This is a genomic window from Mycobacterium sp. E2238, assembly GCF_001672665.1.
GTDB lineage: Bacteria > Actinomycetota > Actinomycetes > Mycobacteriales > Mycobacteriaceae > Mycobacterium.
Window position 1 is genome coordinate 18,718 of record NZ_LZKF01000107.1, and the last position, 22,489, is coordinate 41,206.

Here is a 22,489-nt window from a genome sequence, read left to right on the forward strand (position 1 = left end):
TGATATGGCAACGCTAGAGGGCAAGGTCGCCCTGGTGACCGGAGCGTCGTCGGGCCTCGGCGCCGAGACGGCTCGGCTGTTTTCTCGCGAGGGCGCAACGGTTTTCGGCATCGGCCGAGATACCGCACGCCTGGCCGAGGTATTCGCCGACGTGCAAAACGGTTCGTACGCATCGGTGGACGTCGCTTCGGCGCAGGCCTGCCGCGGCGCGGTCGAGCAGTGTGTGCGCGAGTTGGGCGGGCTTGACGTCCTGGTCAACGTGGCCGGCCACCACCAGATGCGCCGGACGGAGTCGATGACCGATGAGGACTGGACGCACGACCTCGCGGTGAATCTGAACGGGCCGTTCTACCTGTGCCGGGCCGCGCTGCCGCACCTGCTGGAGCGGGGCGGCAACATCGTCAACGTGGGCTCCATCGCCGGTGTTGAGGGCCAGGCGTACTCGGCCGGCTACTGCGCCGCCAAGCATGGCCTGATCGGACTCACCCGCGCTCTGGCGGTGGAGTACACCGCGGATCGCTTGCGGGTCAACGCGATCTGCCCGGGCGGCATGCTCACGCCGCAGATCGAACATTTCAGTGCGCCGGACAATCCCAACTACGACCTGATCATGCGTACCGCCTCACCGCGCGGCATGATGCAGCCCCTCGATGTGGCGAACGTGATCGCCTTCCTGGCCAGCGATGCCGCGGCCGCCGTGCACGGCGCCGTCTATCGCGTCGACAACGGCAAGGGCGCCGGCTAGCGCGCGACCGCCGGGCGGCTGCGGACCAGGGTGGGCCACCAGAACCACGGCCCGAGAATTCGCAGGATGCACGGTACGACGAACGAACGCACGATCAGCGTGTCGAGCAGCAGGCCGATGCACACGGTCGAACCCACCTGGCCGATCGTCCTGAGATCACTGGTGAGCATGGCCAGCATGGTGAAGGCGAAGACCAGACCCGCGGATGTCACCACGCCGCCCGTGCTGCCCAGCGCGCGGATCAGACCGGTGTGGATTCCGCCATGCAGCTCCTCTTTGACCCTGTTGATCAGCAGCAGGTTGTAGTCCGACCCGACCGCCACCAGGATGATGAACGTCAGAGGTAGCACGAGCCAGTGCAGGTGCAGGCCGATCAGGTGCTGCCAGACAAGTATGGACAGGCCGAACGCGCCGGCGTAGGAGAAGGCCACGGTGCCGGGAATCACCAAGGCCGCCACCAGACTTCGCGTGATGAACATCATGATCAAGAAGATCAGCACGAAGGCGGCGATCGCGGCGATCATGAGATCGGACATCGCGTATTGCTTGATGTCCTTGTCGTTGGAGCCCGAACCGCCGATGTAGATTCGCGCGCCGGCCAACGAGGTCTCTTTCAGGATCGTCTTTATCGCGTCGGGGAACTGTTCGACGTGTTCCACGCCCTCGGGGCCCATCGCGTCGCCCTCGTGGGTGACGATGAACCGGGCCGCCTTGCCGTCCGGCGACATCATCAACTTCATGCCGGTTTTGACGTCCTCGTTGTCGAAGCCCTCGTGCGGGATGTAGAAGAAGTCGTCGCTGCGGGACTTGTCGAAGTCGTTCCCGACGTTGATCAGATCATCGAAAGTCTGCTCCGTTTGCACGGATTGCAGATCGGCGGATCCGTAACTGTTGACCAACTTCGACTGCAGTGCCTCGGTATCGTCGGCGGTGGCTTTCAGTTGGGCGATGATCTGCGGGAAGGTTTTGTCCACCTCCTGCAGAGACACCTTCGCGTCCGCAATGTCGTCGGCCAACTTGTCGATCTGATCGATGGTCTCGAACAGCGACCGAAACGTCCAGCAGATCGGGATGTCGAAACAGTGCCTCTCCCAATAGAAGTAGCTCTTGATCGGACGGAAGAAATCGTCGACGTTCGAGACCTCGTCCCTGATGTCGTCGCTGACCCTTTGCAGGTCCTCGACGGTGAGTACCGTCTGATGCAGTTCGTCGGAAACCTTTTGGAAGAAGCCGACCTCTTTGCGCAAGACCGCGACGGAGTGCGCCTGGATCTCGGCCTGCGCGTCGGTGTTGGCGTTCTGCTCCCTGTTGAACGGGAGTTGTTGACCGTTGCCGCTGCCCTGCGTGGTGAATAGGTACGGAATGCTGGCGTGCTCGAGCGCCCGGCCCAAGGGCCGCGTCATGCCTTGCACCATCGCCACACCGTGCAGGCGAATCAGAGCCTTCGCGACGCGGTCCAGCGAGATGAAGTCGGCCGAGTTGCGCATGTCGTGATCGGTTTCGACTATCAGCATCTCGGAGAACAGCTTGCTCTTGGGAAAGTGCCGATCCGCCGCCTGGAAACCGAGATTGGCGGGCGCACTGGCCGGCTGGTACTGGCGATCGTCGTAGTTCTGCCGGTACGTCGGTACGAAGATCGCCCCGATCATGACGACGGCAGAACTGGCCGCCAGGATCGGCACCGGCCAGCGCACCACGCTCGCCCCGATGCGGCGATAGAGACGCCCTTTGGCCTCGGTTCTCGGATCGAACATCCCGAACAGACTGCCGACGGTCAGCGCCGCCGGGCCCAGCGTCATCGCCGCCGCGATGGTGAACAGCATGGTGATCGCGACGGCCGGCCCCATGGTGTGGAAGTAGTTGAGGCGCGCGAACGTCAAGCAATAACACGCACCGGCGATCGTCAGGCCCGAGCCGATGATGATCGGCGCGACACCCTTGTACGCGATGTAGAAACTGTCCTCCCGGCTTTCGCCCGCCTGTCGCGCCTCGTGATATCGACCCATCAGGAAGATGCCGTAATCGGTTCCCGCTCCCAGGGTCAGCGCGATGACGATGTTCACCGCGAACGACGAGAGTTCGATGTACCCGAGGTGACCGAGCGTTGACACGACACCCTTGGCGACGAGCATCTCGATGAGCACCCCGAGCAAAGGCACCAACAGGGTTGAAGGAGCGCGATACACCAGCAGCAGCATCACCACGATGAGGCAGATCGTGACGATCGTGACGTTGTTCAGGCTGGCATTGGCGATGGAAAGCGTGTCGGAGGCCAGCGGAGCCGCGCCGCTGACGTAGACCTTGAGGCCGGGCGGCGGCGGGTCCTTTTTGATGATGTCGCGGACCGCGTCCACGGATTGGTTGGCTTGAATCTGGCCGATGTCGCCGGCGAGTCGCAGCAGCACATACGTGCACTTGCCGTCCACGCTCTGTGCCCCCGCCGCGGTGAAAGGCTTGCCCCACAGATCCATCACGTATTGCACGTGCCGGGTGTCGTGCTGGAGGCGGCGCATCAGATCGTCGTAGTACCGGTGGTCTTGGTCTCCCAGTGGTCGATTCGCCTCGAACACCACCATGGTCAGGTTGGTCGAGTTGGATTCGTGGAACTTTTCGCCGATGTGCAGCAGCGCCCGTTGTGAGGGCGCGTAGTGCGGGACCATCGGTCCGGCGAGCTCTTCGGCGACCCGTTCCACTTGGGGCATAAAGGTGTTCGTGCTGACCGCGAGCAGGCCCCAGAACAAGATGATCGGTATCGCGAAAGCCCGGACCATCCTGGGGATGAACGGGCGCTTGACCCGGGGCTCGTCAAAACGATGCTCGCTCATGCCGACTTGACCCTGCACTCGACGTCGGCGTCCTGATGGTCGTCCGTCTGTTCGTCGCGGATCACGCCGTCCACCAGCATTCGGCAACCCACCTGACCGCCGTGGACATGCACCGAGATGCTGCCGGACGCTACCGAGAGCGTGGTGGTCTCCGTGTGGGACCACGGCAAAGTTGTGATTTCGACCTGATGCGGATGGCCGTCGATGTCGATGTAGACGAGTTTTCCGCCCTGAGCGGCGGAGCCGAACACCTCATAGGTGATCCGTTTGACGTTGAACTGCTCGGGCGCCTGTGGGCCGTTGACGGTGATGACCGGCTCAGGTTCCGAGAACTGGTGCACCTTGTACATGCAGAGCAGACCGACACCGACCGCGACCACGGTGACCAACGGCATCCAGGCTCGCTCCAAGACAGTCCTGCCGACTGAACGAGGACTCACTCGTTCATCTCCCCGACCCCTCCTGACCTTGTGTTCGTGCCATCCCCGACCGCCGTACGCGTGCGGCAAGACCAGGTGACATATCAACCTGATTGATATGTCACGGTAAAGAGACTACTGCAACCGGGCCGCAGGCGCGATCTCGGCCTGCCGGACCTCGTCACGCGGACTCCCTACGATGCGATCGGCGCGCTGCGCAGGCGCCTTCTCAACCGTGCGCTACTGAGCAGGCGAAGGGCCAGGTTCGTGGAGGTCAGCATCGGGATCACCCCGAGAAATGTGCGCTCGGACGGCGTCGCTCCGTGCAGGTGGTAAAGGCTGCCGAATACGTAGAAGCAGCCCAGCATGAACAACGCGCCCGGGATGCAAAGCGCCATGAACGAGCTGCGGTCGGCGACGATTTGCTTCGCGTAATCCAGTTCTTCCGACGACATCGGTTCGCGCTTGCGCAGTTTTCGCACGACCTCTTTGGCGCTCCCGATTTGCTCGCTCACCGGGGTGGTTGGTCGCCTCTCCATACGCCGTACGAACACGGTGGCGATGCCGGCCAGCGTCAACGCCAGCCCTAACGCGACTACGGTCAGCAGACCGAACAAACTCTCAGTAACCATCGAACTCCTTCTGAGTCACCGCTTCCGATCTTCACCCCGGCGGGCAGCATGCCGCGGTTGATCTTGTCGGTACTCATCGGGAAACCTTACTTCTGGGGCATCAGAACCCGAAGTCGCCGCCGCTGGAGTCCGACCCACCGCCGAAATCGGAGCCGCCGAAATCGGATCCGCCGCCGAAGTCGGATCCGCCGCCGGAGTCCCAGCCGCCGCCGAAGTCCACGTCGCCACCGCCGGAATACGAGCCGTCGCTACCCGCGAAGCTGGTGTCGCCGCCGGAGTCATAGCCACCGCCGAACCCGACGTCGCCTTGCTGGCTGTCGTAGCCGGCGCTTTGGCCGCCGTCGTAGTTCGCGTCCGCATACGCCGAGTCACGGCCGGCCTCGAAGCCGCGGTCGTAGCTGCCACCCCAATGGTCGTCCAGCAGCGCATCCATCAGCAGGACGTCGGTGAGCGCCCAACCCCAACCCGCCCCCCAGAACGCGTATGGGTAATAGCCGGGGTAGAAGAACATTCCGTTGTGGTAGCCGCCGCCGTAGTAGTGCGGATAGCCGGGCTGCGGGGTGGTGCTGTAGTTGTTGTTGTTGATCGTCACGTACTCACCGGTGTCGGGATTCTTCGCCCGCACCGAGGCCTGTTTGCGCTCGTCCTCGGGCACCGAGCCGACAGCGGCAACATTGGGCGCGGGGCGTCCGAGCTTCTGGTTGGCCCTGGCCACCGTGGACTCCACTACTCGCAGGTGTGCCCGCGCCGCGCCGTAGTCGCCTGTCTCGTAAGCCTTTCGGGCGTCGTAGAGGCTGGCGTTGGCCTTGGTCGACTCCGCGCTGACGTCCGTTTCGCTGTTGGTGAGCACCGCGTTGTCGATGTCCCCGACACCGGATTCGGCGGTGATCAATTCTTGTTTGATCTGTTCACGCTCCTGTGCAGCCTTGCGGCGCTTGCGATTTCGGCTGACAGCGAATGAGACCAAGGCGACCACGCTCAATGCGACGGCAATGAAGACGAGCATGGTCCACAGCCATGACCAGCGGTCGGGGTTCTGGTGCACGACGGGGGAGGTGGTGGCCGCCGGCCCCCCAGACGACACGTCCAACCTGGTCAATTTGTTGACGAATTCACTCGTCGCGCCCTGCGGGTCGTTCCGGTGGATCCTGGCCGACTGGCTCATGAACGGGTCGACGCTGTCTGCGACCGACTTGGGCACGTTGTAGGCGCGCACGTGATAGCCCTTGGAGTCGATGACCAGAATGATCCCGCTGAACGCCGGATTGCGCCCTAGGACGACGTTGTGGATGGCATCCGGGGTGGTCACCCCGGTCTGACGGGGCGCCACCGCCGCCACCCAGATCGGTGGCGTGGAACTCCACGTCCAGCGGCTGGTGAGGATCTGGTCATTGAGCCGGTCCGGGTCCCGCAACGGCGGATTCGCCGCCGGGTCGGCCACCACGTGGGTCTGGGCGTTGAACTTGCCCACCAGCTGATCTGTGTAGGTGTCGGCCGAGGCGGCCGGCGCGAGGAGCACCGCCAGCATCGCGGTTAGCGGGGCCAGGACAAGCCCGCGGAATCGTCGGGTCACTTTCCTCCTGCCAGGGGTCACGGTGTCGATCCTTGCTGTGGACGTTGAAAACGTCCACTGTCGCCCCCGGTCTGGTGCCGTTCTGGGCGGACCTTCTCGGCCGTCGCTAGGTCTGGCTTTGATCGATGTACCCGCGGGGGAGCACCGAGAAGTCAACGCACGCTGCGGCCAGGACGTCGCCCAGGTGTGGCTCGACCGGTGCGGCGAGGGTCAGCATCGCGCCGGCCGATGGTGCCTTCAGGGTGGCGACGTTGCGGTTGGTCAGCAGCTGGATGGCATCGGATTCAATGTCGCTCCAACCGGTGTGAACGGTCATCAGCGTGAGCACGCCGAGCGCCTCGCCGGACGGCGAGAACAAGCGATGATGCCAGGCGCCGTCGGCCTTGTGCCCGGTGTGCGGCCGCACCACCGCCAGCACGGTGCCGCCACCGTCTTCCAGGCGTGCCGCGCCGTCGGCTGGGACGATTTTTCCCACGGGCACGCCGCCGCTGGTGATGGTGGTCGTTGCGGCCACCGCGATCTTGAGTTCGTCACCGCTGGCCGCGGACAACGTGTAGTCGCTCTTGCCCCCGTTCTTGAAACCGAACAGCACTGCGGCGCCGCCCTTTTGCTGGGCATGCGCCAGTTCGGTGCCATCGGGGGTAGCGAGCGCGACGCGCAACGCATTGGATGTCGACCTCGTCACGCGCGCGACGACGACCGTTGCATTGCCCAGAATCGGCATGGCGAGATCCTAGGCCCGGACGCCGCGATTATCAGCGGCTTTCTCACATCTTGACGGTCAGCGGCCACACGTTCCAGATGTCGTCGCAGTACTCGGCGATGGCGCGATCCGATGAGAACTTGCCGCTGCGGGCGGTGTTCAGGATGGACATCTTCGTCCACGACTCCCTGTCCTGCCACGCGGCGCTCACCTGCTCCTGGCACTTCACGTAGGCCGCATAGTCGGCGCACACCAGGAAGGGGTCTTCATGGCGCAGGTTGTCCACCAGTGGCCGGAACACCTCGGTGTCGCCGCCCGAGAACGTGCCGCCGGCAATCAGGTCGAGCACCGCGCGCAGTTCGTCGTTGCCTTCGATGTAGTCGGCCGGGCGGTACCCGCCCGCCTTGACCGCTTCGACCTCCTGCTCGGTCAGCCCGAACAGGAAGAAGTTCTCCGGGCCCACCTCGTCGCGCATCTCCACGTTCGCGCCGTCGAGCGTGCCGACGGTCAGGGCGCCGTTGATCATGAACTTCATGTTGCCGGTCCCGGACGCTTCCTTGCCCGCGGTGGAGATTTGCTCGGACAGGTCGGCTGCCGGGTAAATCATGTGGGCGTTCTGCACGTTGAAGTTCGGCACGAACGCCACCTTGAGGAACCGGCTGACGTCCGGGTCGGCGTTGACGGTTTCCCCAACGGCGGTGATCAACTTGATGATCCGCTTGGCCATGAAGTACCCGGGCGCCGCCTTGCCGCCGAAGATGAAGGCGCGCTGCGGAATCGACAGGCCCGGATCCTGCTTGAGCCGGTGATACAGGGCCACGATGTGCAGGACGTTGAGATGCTGACGCTTGTACTCGTGGATGCGTTTGACCTGTACGTCGAACATCCAGTCGGGGTTGAGGTCGACGCCTGCCACCGAGTGGATGTATTTAGCGAGGCGCGCTTTGTTGTTGCGCTTGATGTCGCGCCATTCCCGGCGAAAGGCGGCGTCGTCGACGAATGGCTCGAGTCCGCGCAGGCGGCCCAGGTCGGTCAGCCACCCGTCCCCGACGGTGCGGTCCAGCAATTCCCGCAGCCCGGGATTGGCCAGCGCCAGGAAGCGGCGCGGCGTCACACCGTTGGTCTTGTTGCTGAACCGCTCCGGCCACATCTCGTAGAAGTCTTTGAGCACACTGCTTTTCAGCAACTCGGAGTGTAACGCGGCGACACCGTTGATGGCGTGGCTGCCGACGGTGGCCAGGTGCGCCATTCGGACGTACTTGCCGCCGTTCTCGCCGATGAGCGACATCCGGCTGACTCGGTCCTCGTCGCCCGGGAACCGGGCGCGCACCTCGTCGAGGAATCGGCGGTTGATCTCGTAGATGATCTCGAGATGGCGCGGCAGTGACTCGGCGAACAGTTCCAGCGGCCAGGTCTCCAGTGCCTCGGGCAGCAGGGTGTGGTTGGTGTAGCCGAACGTCGCCACCGTGATTTCCCACGCCTCATCCCAGTCCAGGTGGCGTTCGTCGACCAGCAACCGCATGAGCTCGGCGACGCCGATCGATGGATGGGTGTCGTTGAGCTGCATGGCAAAACGCTGGGGGAGCTCCTTGACGGAAACGTCGGCCAGATCGTCCATGATGTGCAGCACGTGCTGCAAGGAGCAGGACACGAAGAAGTACTGCTGCAGCAGGCGCAGCTGTTTACCGGCCTCCGGCTCGTCGTTCGGATAGAGCACTTTGGTGACGGTCTCCGACATGACCTCGTCCTCGACCGCCCCGTAGTAGTCGCCGGTGTTGAAGGCCTCCAGGGCGAATGACTTGACGGCCCGCGCGCTCCACAACGTCAGCACGTTGCAGGTGTTGACGCCGTAACCCTGGATGGGCGTGTCATAGGCGACGCCCTTGAGCACCCGCCCCGGTATCCACTGGACGCGGTCGTGGCCGGCGTCGTCCGTGTAGTGAGCGGCGTAGCCGCCCCACTTGACCAGGTAGTTGACGTCGGGTTTTGCTATCTCCCAAGGGTTTCCGTGGTCCAGCCAGTTGTCGGTCTGCTCAACCTGCCAGCCGTCGTGGATCTCCTGGTCGAAAATGCCGAACTCATAACGGATTCCGTAGCCGATCGCTGGTCGCTCCAGGGTGGCCAGCGAATCCAGGTAGCACGCGGCCAGCCGGCCGAGGCCGCCGTTGCCAAGGCCCGGCTCCTCTTCGCAGGCCAGGACCGTGTCGAGGTTCTGACCCATCGCCGACAGCGCTTCACGGGCCGCCCGCTCCATGCCGAGATTCAGCAGGTTGTTGCCCAGCTGCGGACCCATCAGGAACTCGGCCGACAGGTAACAGGTCACCTTGCGGCCGAGATCGAGTGAGGTCTGCGTCGAGACCACGCGGCGGTCCTGCATGCGGTCGCGCACGGCCAGTGCCAGCGCCCGGTAGTAGTGCTCGGGCCGCCGGGCCGCCGCCGGGCGGCCGATCGAGTAGCGCAGGTGATCGTTGATGGCCCGCTGCAGCGCGGCCGCACTCATCCCGGTGCGGGAGTGCTCAACCAGATCGGCCCTGGCGGGGGCGAGCCCGTCGGAGGGCGTCTGCTCGACATCGGTCATGGTGGGTCCTACTTCCTCGAGGTTGCCGCAATCAACCTGTTCGCCCGCGGGCGGCAGACCGTCAGTCTGGCAGCGATGCTTGCACACCGGGCGCGCAGTTGAAGGCTGTTGCGTAAACACCAGCTCACGGGCCGGCGACGAAACGGCGTTGGCCGTAGAAGAGCCTGCGGTGGCGGGAATGGAGCGCCGCGTGTCTTAATGCGAGGGGTAGCGCGAGCATGGATCCGAATACGTTTCGACCATGTGGAACATCGACGGATGCAACGTGTTCGGCGAGGCCGCTGGCAGGGGAGAGCCGGTGCTACTGCTGCACGGATATCCGCAGAGCGCGTCCTGCTGGCGCCATCAGATCAAGGCGCTGTCCGACAGCCATCTTGTCGTGGCGCCGGATTGGCCAGGCTTCGGCCGGTCCGATCCGCCGGCGACCGCACCGACCTACGACAACGAAGTAGAGCGGATCGAACGGTTCGCGGAGGAGTTGGGGTGGCAACGGTTCAACCTGTGCGCCCACGACTACGGTGGCTTCATCGGGCTCGGCTATGCCATCCGCCATCCCGAGCGGGTGCTGCGACTCGCACTGTTGAACACCCGCGCACATAACATCTTTCGCCCGTGGTTCTACCGCTTCTCGCGGGGCCAACACTGGATAGCCACCCGCCCGCCGCTGTCTCGCGCCGCGCAACACCTTCCGTTGGCCACGCTGCACCATCTAGCTCTTGCCCGCTACCGAAGACTCGGCTGTTTCGACACCGCGCTGGAAGCCGAGTATCTGGGCTGGATGAATTCGCCCGAGGGAAAGCGCACGTTCTGGAATTTCTTCGCTCACTACCCGGTCGCCGCCGTCCCGTGGCTCGCGGACGGGCTCGGGACGATCCGGTGCCCGGCCGCGGTAATTTGGGGTGACCGCGATCCCTATATCCCGTTCAGCTCCGCACGCGAGTTGGCCGCGGCCATTCCGCACGCCAACCTGACCCGGCTGCGCGGTGCCGACCACTATGTCATGGAGGAACGCCCGCACGAGGTGACCGCAGCGCTGCTCGATCTGCTGAGTGCACCGCTGGTTACCAGCGCAGCCTCAATGGGCGCCGGACAAGTTCAGCGTGACGACGCCGGCGATGATCAACCCGACCCCGACCACCTTGGCGACCGACACCGTTGAGCCGAGAAACAGCACGGCGATCAGCACGATGAGCGCGGTGCCGATTGCCGACCACAACGCGTAGGCGACGTCGGTCTGCATGCCGCGTGAAATGGACACCGCCAAGAGCGCGAAAGAGACGGCATAGCCGCTCAGGCATATCACGGTCGGCCACAGGCGGGTGAAGCCTTCCGTGCTCTTGAGCAGGCTGGTCGCTATCACCTCTGCGAAGATGGCGCAGAGGAGAAACACATAGGTCAAGGCGCCTCCTTGCGTGCGGACGTACATGTATGTGTGTACAGGACATGTCGTGGAAGGATTGCGGCGTATGACGTTTCCCGCGCGGCCAGTGAAGTTCGATGTCGGCGACATTATCGGCGAGGAAGCGTCGCTGGCGGCGACGTACTATCCCGCGCGCACCGGCGCGGAGGCGCAGGCACTATTGGTCTGTCTGCCTGGTGGTACCTACAGTCGCGACTATTGGGACCTGCACATCCCCGGCCAGCACGGGTACAGCTTCGCCGATTTCGCCACCGCGAACGGCTACGCCGTCGTCACCGTCGACCCCCTGGGTACCGGCGAAAGCTCCCAGCCCGCACGCGATTTCGGCTTCGCCGACATCGCCGCCGCGCTCGCCCATGCGGTCTCCGCGTTGCCCGAAGTAACGGGAATCCACGCACGCCCCGTGGCAATGGCCCATTCCCTCGGCGGCTATCTCGCGATCACCCAACAAGCGCTGTTCTCGAGCTTCGCCGCATTGGCCCTACTCGGGTGCACCAACCAACACGTGGCGCCACTGAACCTCGATCCCGTATTCATCGCCCGGTCGGCGACCGCGCAGGGACGCGCCGAGCTCGCCCGGGAGATCCTGTCCGCCTTGGAGCAGCCCTACTTCGAGGGTCCGCGCGAGCACTTGCAGAGTTGGTTCCACCTTGCCGATGTCCCCGCCGACGTCGTGGCCGCGGACTGCGTCGTCGCAAAATCGATGGTGCCGCGCGTGTTCGGCACCGCCATGATTCCCGGGGTCGTCGCTGAACACGCCGCGCTGATCGACGTCCCCGTGTTGCTCGGGTATGGCGTCGTCGACGTCTCACCGGACCCACGCGCCGAGGCCGGTCTCTATCGCAGCTGCCCGGACATCACCACCCTGGTGCTGGGCGACAGCGCACACTGCCACAACATGGCGTCGGGTCGGCATCGGCTTTGGCGGCGCCTGCTCGACTGGGCCGCGACCGTAACCTTTGGATCGTGAAAAGGATCTGAGCCGCTACGCCCCGGCCGTGCTGAGTGTGTTTCGGGCCGTCTACGGCTTGCTGTTCGCTGCCTACGGCTCGAGGAGCCTGTTCGATTGGCCCGTCCCTTCGCCCGTTCGCGTCGAGTTCGGGTCCTGGCCCGGGTGGTACGCCGGTTTGATCGAAGTCGTCGCGGGCCTGTTGATCGCGACCGGACTGTTCACCCGGGCCGTCGCGTTCGTGGCATCGGGGGAGATGGCGGTCGCCTATTTCTGGATCCATCAGCCGCAAGCGCTCTGGCCCGTCGCCGACCCGCCGGCGGGCAACGGCGGCGGGTTGGCGATCCTGTTCTGCTTCGCGTTCCTGCTCCTGGTCTTCACGGGTGGCGGGCGGTACTCGATCGACGCGCTGCGCAGGACAGCACTTCCCCTCGACGGGCGATAATGGCATTCTCTGATGCGGAGAAGCCATTTCCGTAGGAGGCCGACGATGAGCGCTGACCGACGGTGCGATGGGATGGTTGCCCTCGTCACCGGCAGCAGCCGGGGGCTGGGCAAGGCGATCGCCGCGCGGCTCGCCGCTCGCGGCGCCACGGTCGCGCTGACCGCCCGCACGATGGACCCCGACCCCAAATACCAAGGGTCGCTGAGTCAAACCCTGGACGAGCTGGTGGCCGCCGGCGGTAAGGCCGTCGCGATCCAAGCCGATCTGTCCCAGTCCGCGGAACGCGAACGCCTTTTCGCCGAGGTGGTCAGCGCCGTCGGCGCCCCGGACATCCTGGTCAACAACGCGGCGGTGACCTTCTTGCGGCCCCTAGACGGGTTTCCCGAACGGCGGGTCCGCCTGATGATGGAGATGCATGTGCTCGGCCCACTGCAGTTGAGCCAACTGGCGATTCCGACGATGCGCGAACGGGGGCGGGGCTGGATTTTGAACCTGACCTCGGTGGGCGGCGATCTGCCGCCGGGCCCGCCGTTCTCGGAGTTCGACCGCACCGCGGGTTTCGGCGTCTATGGGACGGTCAAGGCCGCGCTCAACCGGCTGACGAAAAGCCTTGCGGCCGAGCTCTACGACGACGGCATCGCCGTGAACGCCGCTGCTCCCAGCAATCCCGTGGCCACACCGGGAGCCGGCACCCTCGACCTGGCCAAGACCGATACCGAGGACATCGAACTGATCACCGAGACGGCCTACCGGCTGTGCACCGGTGATCCGAAGACCCTGACCGGGCGCATCGCGCATACCCAGCCCTTCCTCGCCGAGGTCGGCTGGACCAAGCCCGCCGGCTGAATGGCCGAGCTCGAGCCGGACCAGTTGCGTCGACGGCTGGGCAGCGCAGGCGTGACCGGCGTCGCGCCGCTGTCCGGGGGAGCCTCCAGCCTCACGTTCGGAGGCGTCCTCGAGGGCCGGCCGGTGGTGATCAAGGTTGCTCCGCCCGGTGTCGAGCCCGTCGCCCATCGCGACGTGCTCCGGCAGGCGCGCATCATCAAAGCCCTTGCTGCGACGCGAGTTCCGGTGCCAGAGGTGCTGTGGGACGACCGGGGCGACCCGCCGCACACGCCGCCCTTGTTCGTGATGTCACGCGTCGAAGGCGACTGTGTGGAACCGCTTTTCGACGGCGGTTCCGGATCTCCGGATCTTCCCAATCGGTATCGCAACGCGACCCGGGCCATGGCCGCGCTGCACGGTCTGTCACCGAGCGAGCTTGGCCTGGATGATGAACCGATTGTCGATGCGGTCGCCGAAGTCTGGCGATGGTCCGACACGCTGCAGACGGTCGACCCGGCGCTGGCGCCGGATTGGCCGGCCGCCCGTGATGCGTTGTTGACTTGCGCACCATCGGATTTCGGGCCGAGTGTGGTGCACGGTGATTTCCGGCTGGGCAACGTGGTGGCCGCCGGATCGCGCATCAACGCGGTGATCGATTGGGAAATCTGGTCCGTGGGTGATCCGCGTATCGACGCGGGTTGGTTCCTGATCAACTGCGACCCGGATACGTACCGGCGGGTTCCCGGCTCGGCGGCCATGGCGCCGCCCGTCGGTGAGCTCGCCGACATCTACGCGGAAGAGCTGGGCCGCGAGGTCACCGACCTGGCCTGGTTCGCTGCCCTCGCGTGCTTCAAGTCGGCGGCGACATGGTCGCTGATCGTCAAGCACAATCGGCGCAGGCGAACGCCCCGGAAGGACTTGGAAGACATGGCGACAACGCTCCCTGGGCTGCTGGATCGGGCACTGTCCCTGCTGGATTGACGGCGTAGGCGATCAGCTGCAGTTGGCGTGAAGATTCTGGCACCACATTCCGACGCCACCCCAGTCGCCTGACGAACCGACTGAATCTTCATAGGGGTTCGTCATGGTGGTCGGATACTGGATCTGCCATTCGTCGATCGTCGGGATGTCGTCCACCTGGCCCGGATCCGGAGACGCGAGCGCTACCCCGACCGCCATTCCGGCTCCACCGGTCAAAGCTGCCGCGACGACGGAACCTGCGACAAGTAGAGCCGCCCACCTACGCTTCATCATCGTGGCCCTTCCGTCGTTTGCCTCGACCGCCGGCTAACAGCATTCAATTCTACCTTCGGTGTCGATATCGCATAAGCGTCACAAACACACAACAACTTCGATTAGCCGCCCAGCAAATTTCGCGACTCGAAATGGCAAGTGCGTACGTTGTCGTGCGTGAGGCCGGTTGCCGTGGTCGTTCGTCGCGCGCTGGTGGTCACCGCTTGCCTCGCTTTGTCTCTGTTCACGGCGCCGACGGCGATCGCCGATCCCGATGATGGCCCCGAGATCGAGCCTGCCGCTGCGGCCTCGGCGCCGGCTGGGGGAGCGGTGCCCTCGAATCCCCCCGTCATCCTCAACACTCCCGACGGCTGGGTCTTGGGTCTGGGCGCGAAGGACGAGGCGCAGGTTCCGGTCGCACCGCTGACCACCTCCGTGGCGTCGCGCGAATACATGGCGAGTGGTATCTACGTCGGATCGCTGAAGGGGCCGGAAGAGCCCCACGGCATCCTGGAAGTCGGCTACCAGATCGGCTGCGGGATCGATATGAGTACATCCAACGGCGTGATCATGGAGGGCGGTGCCGGCATCATCCCGGGCGTCAGCCCCACGTTCGACACCACCGGTACATTGCCGCCCCTGCTGCCGTTTGTTTCGACTCCGATGAATGGTGTGATGAGCATCGGAATGAAACCGGGCCTCGTCCTCACGGTGCCGGTGATCAAGAAGCAATTCAAGGGAGCGAACCCCTGGGTCATGATCAGCAACTTCCACATCAAGATCGACGGATGTGTGGGCCAGTCGTTCATCCGTTCCTATGCGGTGTTGACCCGGATGAGCGACCTGTCCGACGTGGTGCTGTCGTACGTCGGCGTCACCAAATCCGTTTAATCGCGCGCGATCCCGGCCAGCTTGTCGGCGAACTTCGCTTCCGCCGCCGCACGCAGTCGCAGCAGATGTTCGGACGGAAACAGATCGGGCGCCGGCTCGCGGTCCTTCAACAGCAACCGGGCCAGCGTCACCTTGTGCACCTCGGTCGGGCCGTCGGCAAGCCCCAGCACGAACGACTCCACCAAGTACTGCACGAACGGCATCTCGTGGGTGGTGCCCAGCGATCCGTGCAGCTGCAGCGCCCGTGACGACACATCATGCAACACCTTCTGCATCATCGCCTTGACCGCCGAGATGTCCGCGCGCACTGCCTGGTAATCGTTGAATTGGTCGATTTTCCAGGCGGTTTGCAAGGTCAGCAGCCGGAAAGCCTCGATCTCCATCCACGAGTCGGCGACCATTTCCTGAACGAGTTGCTTATTGGACAGCACCTCGCCCTGGGTGTACCGCGACACCGCCCGCTCGCAGAGCATGTCGAAGATCCGGCGGACCAGGCCGACGGTGCGCATCGCGTGGTGAATCCGCCCGCCGCCCAAGCGGGTTTGCGCGACGGCGAAGGCCCCGCCCCGCGGACCCAGCATGTGATCGGCCGGAACACGCACGTTCTCATAACGGACATAGCCCTCGCGTCCGCCGCCCAGCGGCTGATAGCCCAGACCGACGTCGCGCAGCACATTGATTCCCGGGGTGTCGCCGGGGACCACGAACATCGAATAACGCTGGTAAGGCGGCGCGTCGGGGTCGGTCATGGCCATCACGATGATGAACGATGCCATCGAGGCGAACGACGAAAACCACTTCTCGCCGTTAATGATCCAGTGGTTGCCGTCAGGCACCGCGGTGGTGCGGAAGACCTTCGGGTCTGCACCGCCCTGCGGTTCGGTCATCGAAAAGCAGGAAACGATGCGATTGTCGAGCAGCGGCTCGAGGTAGCGTGTCTTGAGCTCCGGGGTGCCGTAGTGCGCCAGGATTTCGCTGTTGCCCGAGTCGGGGGCCTGGGAGCCGAAGACGATCGGTGCGCATCCCGACCGGCCCAAAATCTCGTTGAGCAACGCCAGTTTCACCTGCCCGTAGCCCGGGCCGCCCAGATGCGGGCCCAGGTGGGTGGCCCAGAGGCCGCGGTCCTTGACGATCTCTTGCAGCGGCGGGATCAGCGCCTGGCGGACCGGATCGTTCAGGTCGTGCGACTCTTTGACGATCAGGTCGATCGGTTCGCACTCCTCGCGCACGAAGTCCTCGACCCACTTCAGCTGCCGTGCCCACTCGGGGTCGGTGGAGAAGTCCCACGACATGCGCCGTCCTCTCTAGGTGGCTGACTTTGTCACGACGACCACTTCTTGCGGCGCTCGGCGGCCTCGTCGGTGGCGTGCGCGATCACCTGGTTGCGGTTCTCCAGCTCGAGCGCCGCCGAGAAATCCGCGTCGGTGTTGACCTGCAGGGCACGCTTGGTCAGTTGCGCGCCCAGGGGAGAATGGCCGGCAATCTGCGAAGCCAACTCGACGGCCCGCTCCGCTAACCGATCCGGCTCGACGAGCTCGCTGACCAGACCGCGCCGATCCGCTTCGGCGGCCGACACGGTTCGCCCGGTGAGCATCCAGTCGGCGGCCACGCTGGTGCCGACGATGCGAGGCAGGTGGTAGCTCATGCCCATCTCGGCCCCGGAGAGCCCGAGCAGAATCGCGGCGTTGCCGAATGATGCGTTCTGCGAACAGATTCGAATGTCAGCGCCCAAGCATAGTGCGAGGCCGGCGCCGACGCAGGGGCCGTTGACCGCGGCGATCACGGGTTGCGGCAGCGCACGCACGGCTTCCGCCAGGCTCGCCATCCGCTCCTGAAAGCGCATTCGCTCCAGTGCGGGTGCGGTGGCGTCCAGCATCGATGGGCCGAAGTCGCGCACGTCGACCCCGGCGCAAAAGCCTCGCCCGGCGCCGGTCAGTACCACCGCGCGCACGGAGGGGTCGGTGGCCAAATCGGCCAGCGTCTGACGCAATTCCGTTTGCATCGCCTCGTTGATGGCGTTGAGCTGCTTGGGGCGGTTCAGGCGCAGCACAACCACACCGTCGCGGGGCCGATCGAACGCCAGCGCGCCCGCCACGTTCACACCCGCTCGTTGACGGTCAGTCCGCCGTCGAGGCGGCGATGGCCGCGGGGGGCGTGCGCCGCGGCGAGAATCCAGGCGTCGATGACGGACTCCCATCGTTCGGGGGCGGACCCACGGTCACCGGTATCGTAATTCGTCTCTCGGTCATGGAGAACTACCTTCTCTAAATTAGCGAAGCTATTCTCGCGCGGTGCGGGTTGGCTGGGCCCCGAGGCAGGTTGTCCGTGACGGCGCCCTCGCGTCCGTCCTCGTGGGCACCGCTGAAGCGGAAAGGCATTAGGCCGCAGTCCACTTCGTGCTGCGCCGCCTGGTCGGTCCAGTCCGGGGGTCCACGTCCGGAATCGGGAGCCCGTCGATGGCACCGCTTTCGGTGACTCCGCAGATCGGCGAAAACCGCTTTCCGACAAGGGGAGTCGAACGCCAGCGAGGCTTCGAGTCGAGCCCCGGCGCCGGGCACACGAGCGGGCGGGCTCCCGCGGGGCACAGCGGATAAACGGCGAAGACGGTGCATAACGGGGCGCGCAGCGGGTAGCCCGCACGGCATGACCAAGATCGGATACTTTCTGTCCTGCGAGCAGTACAGCCCCAAGGAACTCGTGGACCAGGCCAAGCGTGCGGAAGCGGCCGGGTTTGACGCGCTGTGGATCTCCGATCATTTCCACCCTTGGAACGACGAGCAGGGCCAGAGCCCCTTCGTGTGGGGCGTCATCGGGGCGCTCTCCGAGGTGACGTCGCTGCCCGTCAGCACCGCCGTCACGTGCCCGACGATCCGGACGCACCCGGCGATCGTCGCGCAGGCATCCGCCACCGCCGCCGTCCAACTCGACGGCCGCTTCGTGCTCGGGGTGGGCAGCGGCGAGGCGCTGAACGAACACATCCTCGGCGACCCTTGGCCGTCGGTCGGCGTGCGCCAGGAGATGCTGGAAGAGGCGGTCGAGGTGATCCGCCTGTTGCACCGCGGCGACGAGGTGAGTCACCACGGCAAGCACTATGAGGTGCAGGAAGCGCGCATCTACACGCGGCCCGAGCAGCCGGTGCCGATCTACGTTTCCGGTTTCGGCCCGCAGGGGGCGGAGCTGGCCGGACGCATCGGGGACGGCTTCGTCCTGGTGATGCCGGAGGCCGACCTCGTCAAGACGTTCCGCGACTCCGGCGGCGGTGACAAACCCGTGCAGGCCGGGGCCAAAGTCAGCTGGGACAAGGACGCCGACACCGCGCTGAAGGCGGCACACCGGCTGTGGGGCAACGACGCGCTGCCCGGGCAAACCGCGCAGACCCTGCCGCGCCCCAAGGACTTCGCCGCCCTGATGTCTCTCGTCACGCCGGACCAGGTTGCCGAGGCGGTCACGTGCGGACCGGACCCCGACACGCACGTCGCGAAGGTGCGGGAGTACCTCGACGCCGACATCGACGAGGTGTATGTCCAGCAGGTGGGCCCGGACATGGACGGGTTCTTCGCGGCGTACGAGCGTGACGTGCTGCCTCAGCTGCGGGGTTGAGGTTGAGCTTCGGCGTCGCCGTAGAAGGCCGCCCGAAGCAAAGCGGAGATCTCGCTCACCAAGGGCATCCGCGGATTTGTGCGGTTGCTGAGGTCCTCGAACGCCGTCATCGCCAACGCCGGGAGCGCCCCCAGGTATTGCTTCTCGTCGATGCCGCACTCGCGCACCGATCGGGGCATGTTCAGTCGGTTCAGCAGATCATCGACCCCATGGAACAACCGGGCGCGGCACTCGTCTGGCTCATGGCCGCCGAAGATCAGTTGACCGAGCTGTGCGTATTTGCCCGGGGCGACGTAGGCGGAATAACCCGGCGCGGGCATGAACTTGCTGGGCAGACTTGCGTTGTAACGCAGCACGTGCGGCAGGAAGATGCCGTTCGCCCGGCCGTGCGGAATCCCGAATCTAGCGCCGACCGCATGGGCGAGCGCATGATTGGTCCCGACGAACGCATTCGAAAAGGCAAGTCCGGCAAGCGTTGCCGCATTGGACATGTCAGTGCGCGCCGATAGGTCGTTGGGGTCGTCGTATGCCCTCGGCAACGCATCGAAGATCAGTCGCGCCGCCTGGGCGCACAACGCGTCCGTATACGGCGACGCGAAGATCGAGACGGCCGCCTCCAGGGCATGGGTCAGCGCGTCGACGCCGGTGTCGGCGGTCAGTGTCCGCGGCATCGACGAGGTGAGGACCGGGTCGACGACCGCGAGGTCAGGCACCAGGCTGTAGTCGACGAGCGTCTCCTTCTTGCCGCGCACCGTCAACACCGCCGCCGGTGAGACTTCTGATCCGGTGCCCGATGTGGTTGGGACGGCAACCAATTGGACGCGATGGCGGTCGACCGGATAGTCGGCCACGCGTTTGCGGGGGTCGAGGAACGGCATCGTCAGCTCATCGAGGCTCTTCTCCGGGTGTTCGTAGAACAGGCGGATCGCCTTGCCGGCGTCCAGCACCGAGCCGCCGCCGACGGCGACCAGCAGATCGGGTTGGACCCGCGCCAGCATCGCGACACCGCGGCGGATGGTCTTTTCGTCGGGCTCCGGTGTCACCTCGCTGAACACCTGCACGTGTGGGGCGCGCAACTTGCCGCGCAGCTGGTCGACCACGCCGCGCTCTTCGGTCGGGACGTCGGTGATCACCACGACGGTTTCGCAGTCGAGATCGCGCAAGTTGTCCAGTGCGCCTTCGTTGAAGTAGGTATTGGACGGGACGCGGAACCACTGCGGCGGGGTGCGGCGCCGCGAGACGGTCTTGATGTTCATTAGTTGGCGATAGTTGACGTTCTCCGTCGTGCTGGACCCGCCCCAGGTGCCGCAACCCAACGAGAACGTGGGCGTCAGGTTGTTGTACACCCCGCCGAGGGCTCCGACCGCGGTGGGCGCGTTCACCAGGATGCGCCCCGTGCGGACCGCCAGGGCGTATGCCTCGATGACGTCCTCGTCGTTGGCGTACACCGCCGACGTGTGACCCAGCCCCCCGTGCTCGGTGACCAGGACGGCCACGTCGACGGCGTGCTGTACGCCGGTTGCGCGCACCACGCCGAGCACCGGCATCAGCTTCTCGGCCAGCAGCGGATGCGAAGCGAGTTCGTCCAGGCCGGCAGGTAGCTGTGCCAGCAACACCTTTACGGTCGGCGACACACTGAAGCCGGCTCGGGCGGCCAGCTCCGGCGCCTTCTGCCCGAGCGCCTCGTGCGAGACCTTGTCGCCGCAGCCGAATGCGAACTCTGCCAGCGCCGTGGCCTCGCCCGGGGTGAGCAGTCGGGCGCCCATCCGCTCGAACTCGGCAATCGCCTCGTCGTATATCTCGTCATCGATGATGCAGGTTTGCTCGGCCGGGCAAATGACCGAGGAATCGAAGGTTTTCGAGATCAGGATGTCGACGACCGCGCCTTGCAGGTCGGCCGTCTTGTGAACGTAGATGGGCGCGTTGCCGGGGCCAACGGACAGGCCAGGCTTTCCGGCCGAATTCGCCAGCGCGACGATCTTCGGTCCGCCCGTCACCCAGATGAAATCGACTTTCGGGTGCTTGAACAGGTAGTGCGTCACGTCGTGCGCGGCGTCGGGAATGACTTGCAGCGCCCCAGGTGGCATTCCGGCCGCTTCGGCCGCGGGGCGGAGGATTTCCAGGCTGCGTTCGCAGCAGCGCACCGCATCCGGCGAGGGCCGGAAGAGGATGGCGTTGCGGGTCTTGGCGGCCACGATCGCCTTGAACAGCACCGTCGAGGTCGGGTTGGTCACCGGGGTGATCCCCAGCACGACGCCGATCGGCTCGGCTACATGGGCGATGTTGTTTTCGACGTCCTCGTCGATGACTCCCACCGATTTCTTGCCGCGCAGGTAGTCGTGCAGGAACTCGGTGGCCACATAGTTCTTGACGACCTTGTCCTCGAAGACGCCGAAGCCGGTCTCCTCGATCGCGACAGTCGCCAGTTCCCCGGCTGCACGCACGCCCGCGCGCACCATCGCCTCGACGATCGCATCGACCTGCTGCTGGTCGAGCTTGCGGAATTCTCGGGCCGCCTCGGCCGCCGCGTCGACGATCGCGTCGACTTCGTGTTTGCGCTGTTCGGCAACCGCGGGTGCTTCGAGCGGGGAGGCGGGCTGCGTTTGTGTAGTGGTCATGATCGCGTTTCGGCTCAGGAACAGGTACTAAGGGCTCCAGAATGAGCGGACGCCACGTCGTCCGCCTAGGGCTGAAAGGCCCTCGCCGAGCTGGCCCGGCCAGGCCACATCTGGCGCGTGCGGACCGTCCGCGGTGGCCAGCCCGGACCGATACTGGCGGTCATGCGCGTCACCGTCGACTACGACCTGTGCGAAGGGCACGGACAGTGCCTGCTGGCGGCTCCCGACGTGTTCGACATTCCCGACGGTGCCGAACAGGTGGTGGTGCTCGAGCCGGAGCCACCCGAAGCCGACCGCGAACGGGTGATTCGGGCGGCCGCGATGTGTCCCGCCCAAGCGATCCGAATCCTCAACTGATCCGGCCCGTTTCGGCAACGTCATCGAGCAACCGGTAGCGCCCGGCCAACGCGGCAGCGGCGATGCGGTTGTTGACTCCAAGTTTGTGCAGCAGCGCGGCGACCATGCGTTTGGCGGTGCGCTCCGACACCAGCATCCGCTGGGCGATGTCCCCGGTCTCCATGCCGGTCGCGAGCAGCGTCCACAGTTGGAAATCCTGCGCGCCGAGGCTGTCCAGCAGCTCGGACGGCGGCTTGCGGGTGTTGCTCAGCAGCGCATCGAGCAGGGCGCCGTCGACGACCCGCAAGCCCTCCGCGATCGTCCACAGTGGCCCCGCCAGCGCCTCCGGCCTCGCGGTTTTTGGCAGAAAACCGTCGGCCCCGGCCCGCAACGCCTCTTCGGCCAGCCCGGGGTCGTCGGTCCCCGAAAGCGCCAGGATCCGGGTCTTCGGGTGGCGCGCCTTGATGTGCCGGATGGCGGCGACCCCGCCCAGGGGCGGCATCGACAGGTCGATGATCGCGACATCGGCGTCGCAGCGGGCCACCAGGTCGGCGGCCTCTTCCACGTACGTCGTCTGGCCGCCGACGGTGAACAGTTCGCCCCATTCGCGGGTGAGCAACAGGGCCAGGCCCTGCGCAAACAGCTCATGATCGTCCACGATCACCACGACGTACGGCGAGCGAGTCATTGCCGCGAT

21 protein-coding genes are annotated in these 22,489 nt (G+C 65.4%); 9 read left to right on the forward strand and 12 right to left on the reverse strand.

All coding sequences use genetic code 11. The features are described 5' to 3' along the window. Nucleotides 1-4 precede the first annotated feature (4 nt). Nucleotides 5-745, forward strand: a complete 741-nt coding sequence (locus tag A5711_RS08890; RefSeq protein ID WP_067945553.1) for an SDR family NAD(P)-dependent oxidoreductase — start codon at nucleotides 5-7, stop codon at nucleotides 743-745. Here A5711_RS08890 and A5711_RS08895 read toward each other — a convergent pair. The 6 genes from A5711_RS08895 to A5711_RS08920 form a co-directional block, all read right to left on the reverse strand. Next, nucleotides 742-3,570, reverse strand: a complete 2,829-nt coding sequence (locus A5711_RS08895) for an RND family transporter (protein ID WP_067945556.1) — start codon at nucleotides 3,568-3,570, stop codon at nucleotides 742-744. The two genes, A5711_RS08890 and A5711_RS08895, sit on opposite strands and share 4 nt — an antisense overlap. Beyond that, on the reverse strand, nucleotides 3,567-3,965 hold the full coding sequence (locus A5711_RS08900; protein ID WP_067945558.1) for an MmpS family transport accessory protein: 399 nt from the start codon (nucleotides 3,963-3,965) through the stop codon (nucleotides 3,567-3,569). The genes A5711_RS08895 and A5711_RS08900 overlap by 4 nt, the downstream gene beginning before the upstream one ends. A 218-nt stretch (nucleotides 3,966-4,183) precedes the next feature. Then, the gene (locus A5711_RS08905) at nucleotides 4,184-4,621 is read right to left on the reverse strand and encodes a hypothetical protein (protein WP_067945560.1); all 438 of its coding nucleotides are present in this window, start codon (nucleotides 4,619-4,621) and stop codon (nucleotides 4,184-4,186) included. Nucleotides 4,622-4,721: 100 nt separating this feature from the next. Next, nucleotides 4,722-6,194 (reverse strand): hypothetical protein, encoded by a 1,473-nt coding sequence (locus tag A5711_RS08910; RefSeq protein WP_067945562.1) that lies wholly within the window; start codon nucleotides 6,192-6,194, stop codon nucleotides 4,722-4,724. Between the two features lie 106 nt (nucleotides 6,195-6,300). Next, on the reverse strand, nucleotides 6,301-6,918 hold the full coding sequence (locus tag A5711_RS08915; protein WP_067945564.1) for a hypothetical protein: 618 nt from the start codon (nucleotides 6,916-6,918) through the stop codon (nucleotides 6,301-6,303). Nucleotides 6,919-6,961: 43 nt separating this feature from the next. After that, the gene (locus A5711_RS08920) at nucleotides 6,962-9,475 is read right to left on the reverse strand and encodes a glycogen/starch/alpha-glucan phosphorylase (RefSeq protein WP_067945566.1); all 2,514 of its coding nucleotides are present in this window, start codon (nucleotides 9,473-9,475) and stop codon (nucleotides 6,962-6,964) included. A 241-nt stretch (nucleotides 9,476-9,716) separates the two neighbouring features. Here A5711_RS08920 and A5711_RS08925 point away from each other — a divergent pair, with 241 nt between their 5' ends. Then, nucleotides 9,717-10,634 carry an alpha/beta fold hydrolase gene (locus tag A5711_RS08925; RefSeq protein ID WP_067945568.1) on the forward strand — a complete coding sequence of 306 codons (918 nt, stop codon included), beginning with the start codon at nucleotides 9,717-9,719 and terminating at the stop codon, nucleotides 10,632-10,634. On the opposite strand, the gene A5711_RS08930 is transcribed toward A5711_RS08925, so the two are convergent. Beyond that, entirely contained in the window at nucleotides 10,551-10,874 is a 324-nt protein-coding gene (locus A5711_RS08930) for a multidrug efflux SMR transporter (RefSeq protein ID WP_082953410.1), read from the reverse strand. The genes A5711_RS08925 and A5711_RS08930 overlap by 84 nt on opposite strands. 67 nt (nucleotides 10,875-10,941) lie before the next feature. Here A5711_RS08930 and A5711_RS08935 point away from each other — a divergent pair, with 67 nt between their 5' ends. Genes A5711_RS08935 through A5711_RS08950 form a run of 4 tightly spaced genes read left to right on the forward strand, consistent with a single transcriptional unit; the run spans nucleotide 10,942 to nucleotide 14,095 of the window. After that, on the forward strand, nucleotides 10,942-11,865 hold the full coding sequence (locus tag A5711_RS08935; RefSeq protein ID WP_082975686.1) for an alpha/beta fold hydrolase: 924 nt from the start codon (nucleotides 10,942-10,944) through the stop codon (nucleotides 11,863-11,865). Then, the gene (locus tag A5711_RS08940; protein ID WP_067945573.1) at nucleotides 11,855-12,289 is read left to right on the forward strand and encodes a DoxX family protein; all 435 of its coding nucleotides are present in this window, start codon (nucleotides 11,855-11,857) and stop codon (nucleotides 12,287-12,289) included. The genes A5711_RS08935 and A5711_RS08940 overlap by 11 nt, the downstream gene beginning before the upstream one ends. 45 nt (nucleotides 12,290-12,334) lie before the next feature. Further along, nucleotides 12,335-13,135: an SDR family NAD(P)-dependent oxidoreductase gene (locus A5711_RS08945; protein ID WP_067945575.1), complete on the forward strand. Its 801-nt coding sequence runs from the start codon at nucleotides 12,335-12,337 to the stop codon at nucleotides 13,133-13,135. After that, nucleotides 13,136-14,095, forward strand: a complete 960-nt coding sequence (locus tag A5711_RS08950) for a phosphotransferase family protein (RefSeq protein WP_067945578.1) — start codon at nucleotides 13,136-13,138, stop codon at nucleotides 14,093-14,095. A 12-nt stretch (nucleotides 14,096-14,107) separates the two neighbouring features. Here the strand turns inward: A5711_RS08950 and A5711_RS08955 are convergent, their stop codons facing one another. Continuing rightward, nucleotides 14,108-14,293: a hypothetical protein gene (locus A5711_RS08955; protein WP_231987445.1), complete on the reverse strand. Its 186-nt coding sequence runs from the start codon at nucleotides 14,291-14,293 to the stop codon at nucleotides 14,108-14,110. Between the two features lie 246 nt (nucleotides 14,294-14,539). Between A5711_RS08955 and A5711_RS08960 the strand changes: the two genes are divergently transcribed. Next, nucleotides 14,540-15,238: an MspA family porin gene (locus tag A5711_RS08960; protein WP_197520762.1), complete on the forward strand. Its 699-nt coding sequence runs from the start codon at nucleotides 14,540-14,542 to the stop codon at nucleotides 15,236-15,238. Here A5711_RS08960 and A5711_RS08965 read toward each other — a convergent pair. Beyond that, nucleotides 15,235-16,530 carry an acyl-CoA dehydrogenase family protein gene (locus A5711_RS08965; RefSeq protein ID WP_067945582.1) on the reverse strand — a complete coding sequence of 432 codons (1,296 nt, stop codon included), beginning with the start codon at nucleotides 16,528-16,530 and terminating at the stop codon, nucleotides 15,235-15,237. The two genes, A5711_RS08960 and A5711_RS08965, sit on opposite strands and share 4 nt — an antisense overlap. Nucleotides 16,531-16,559: 29 nt before the next feature. Continuing rightward, complete coding sequence (locus A5711_RS08970; protein ID WP_369829924.1) at nucleotides 16,560-17,339, reverse strand: enoyl-CoA hydratase/isomerase family protein; 780 nt, start codon at nucleotides 17,337-17,339, stop codon at nucleotides 16,560-16,562. A 542-nt stretch (nucleotides 17,340-17,881) separates the two neighbouring features. Here A5711_RS08970 and A5711_RS08975 point away from each other — a divergent pair. Beyond that, complete coding sequence (locus A5711_RS08975) at nucleotides 17,882-18,838, forward strand: LLM class F420-dependent oxidoreductase (RefSeq protein WP_067945583.1); 957 nt, start codon at nucleotides 17,882-17,884, stop codon at nucleotides 18,836-18,838. On the opposite strand, the gene adhE is transcribed toward A5711_RS08975, so the two are convergent. After that, nucleotides 18,823-21,456 carry a bifunctional acetaldehyde-CoA/alcohol dehydrogenase gene (gene adhE / locus A5711_RS08980; protein WP_067945585.1) on the reverse strand — a complete coding sequence of 878 codons (2,634 nt, stop codon included), beginning with the start codon at nucleotides 21,454-21,456 and terminating at the stop codon, nucleotides 18,823-18,825. The two genes, A5711_RS08975 and adhE, sit on opposite strands and share 16 nt — an antisense overlap. Before the next feature lie 162 nt (nucleotides 21,457-21,618). Here adhE and A5711_RS08985 point away from each other — a divergent pair, with 162 nt between their 5' ends. Beyond that, complete coding sequence (locus A5711_RS08985) at nucleotides 21,619-21,813, forward strand: ferredoxin (protein WP_067945587.1); 195 nt, start codon at nucleotides 21,619-21,621, stop codon at nucleotides 21,811-21,813. Here A5711_RS08985 and A5711_RS08990 read toward each other — a convergent pair. After that, nucleotides 21,806-22,480 carry a response regulator transcription factor gene (locus tag A5711_RS08990; RefSeq protein ID WP_197520760.1) on the reverse strand — a complete coding sequence of 225 codons (675 nt, stop codon included), beginning with the start codon at nucleotides 22,478-22,480 and terminating at the stop codon, nucleotides 21,806-21,808. The genes A5711_RS08985 and A5711_RS08990 overlap by 8 nt on opposite strands. Nucleotides 22,481-22,489 lie beyond the last annotated feature (9 nt).

Excerpts from the sequence above, each read along its gene's own strand:
- A5711_RS08890 (WP_067945553.1), top strand. The coding sequence starts at position 5 with ATGGCAACGCTAGAGGGCAAGGTCGCCCTGGTGACCGGAGCGTCGTCG.
- A5711_RS08895 (WP_067945556.1), bottom strand. The coding sequence starts at position 3,570 with ATGAGCGAGCATCGTTTTGACGAGCCCCGGGTCAAGCGCCCGTTCATC.
- A5711_RS08900 (WP_067945558.1), bottom strand. The coding sequence starts at position 3,965 with ATGCCGTTGGTCACCGTGGTCGCGGTCGGTGTCGGTCTGCTCTGCATG.
- A5711_RS08905 (WP_067945560.1), bottom strand. The coding sequence starts at position 4,621 with ATGGTTACTGAGAGTTTGTTCGGTCTGCTGACCGTAGTCGCGTTAGGG.
- A5711_RS08915 (WP_067945564.1), bottom strand. The coding sequence starts at position 6,918 with ATGCCGATTCTGGGCAATGCAACGGTCGTCGTCGCGCGCGTGACGAGG.
- A5711_RS08920 (WP_067945566.1), bottom strand. The coding sequence starts at position 9,475 with ATGACCGATGTCGAGCAGACGCCCTCCGACGGGCTCGCCCCCGCCAGG.
- A5711_RS08925 (WP_067945568.1), top strand. The coding sequence starts at position 9,717 with ATGTGGAACATCGACGGATGCAACGTGTTCGGCGAGGCCGCTGGCAGG.
- A5711_RS08935 (WP_082975686.1), top strand. The coding sequence starts at position 10,942 with ATGACGTTTCCCGCGCGGCCAGTGAAGTTCGATGTCGGCGACATTATC.
- A5711_RS08945 (WP_067945575.1), top strand. The coding sequence starts at position 12,335 with ATGAGCGCTGACCGACGGTGCGATGGGATGGTTGCCCTCGTCACCGGC.
- A5711_RS08950 (WP_067945578.1), top strand. The coding sequence starts at position 13,136 with ATGGCCGAGCTCGAGCCGGACCAGTTGCGTCGACGGCTGGGCAGCGCA.
- A5711_RS08955 (WP_231987445.1), bottom strand. The coding sequence starts at position 14,293 with ATGGCGGTCGGGGTAGCGCTCGCGTCTCCGGATCCGGGCCAGGTGGAC.
- A5711_RS08965 (WP_067945582.1), bottom strand. The coding sequence starts at position 16,530 with ATGTCGTGGGACTTCTCCACCGACCCCGAGTGGGCACGGCAGCTGAAG.
- A5711_RS08975 (WP_067945583.1), top strand. The coding sequence starts at position 17,882 with ATGACCAAGATCGGATACTTTCTGTCCTGCGAGCAGTACAGCCCCAAG.
- adhE (WP_067945585.1), bottom strand. The coding sequence starts at position 21,456 with ATGACCACTACACAAACGCAGCCCGCCTCCCCGCTCGAAGCACCCGCG.
- A5711_RS08985 (WP_067945587.1), top strand. The coding sequence starts at position 21,619 with ATGCGCGTCACCGTCGACTACGACCTGTGCGAAGGGCACGGACAGTGC.
- A5711_RS08990 (WP_197520760.1), bottom strand. The coding sequence starts at position 22,480 with ATGACTCGCTCGCCGTACGTCGTGGTGATCGTGGACGATCATGAGCTG.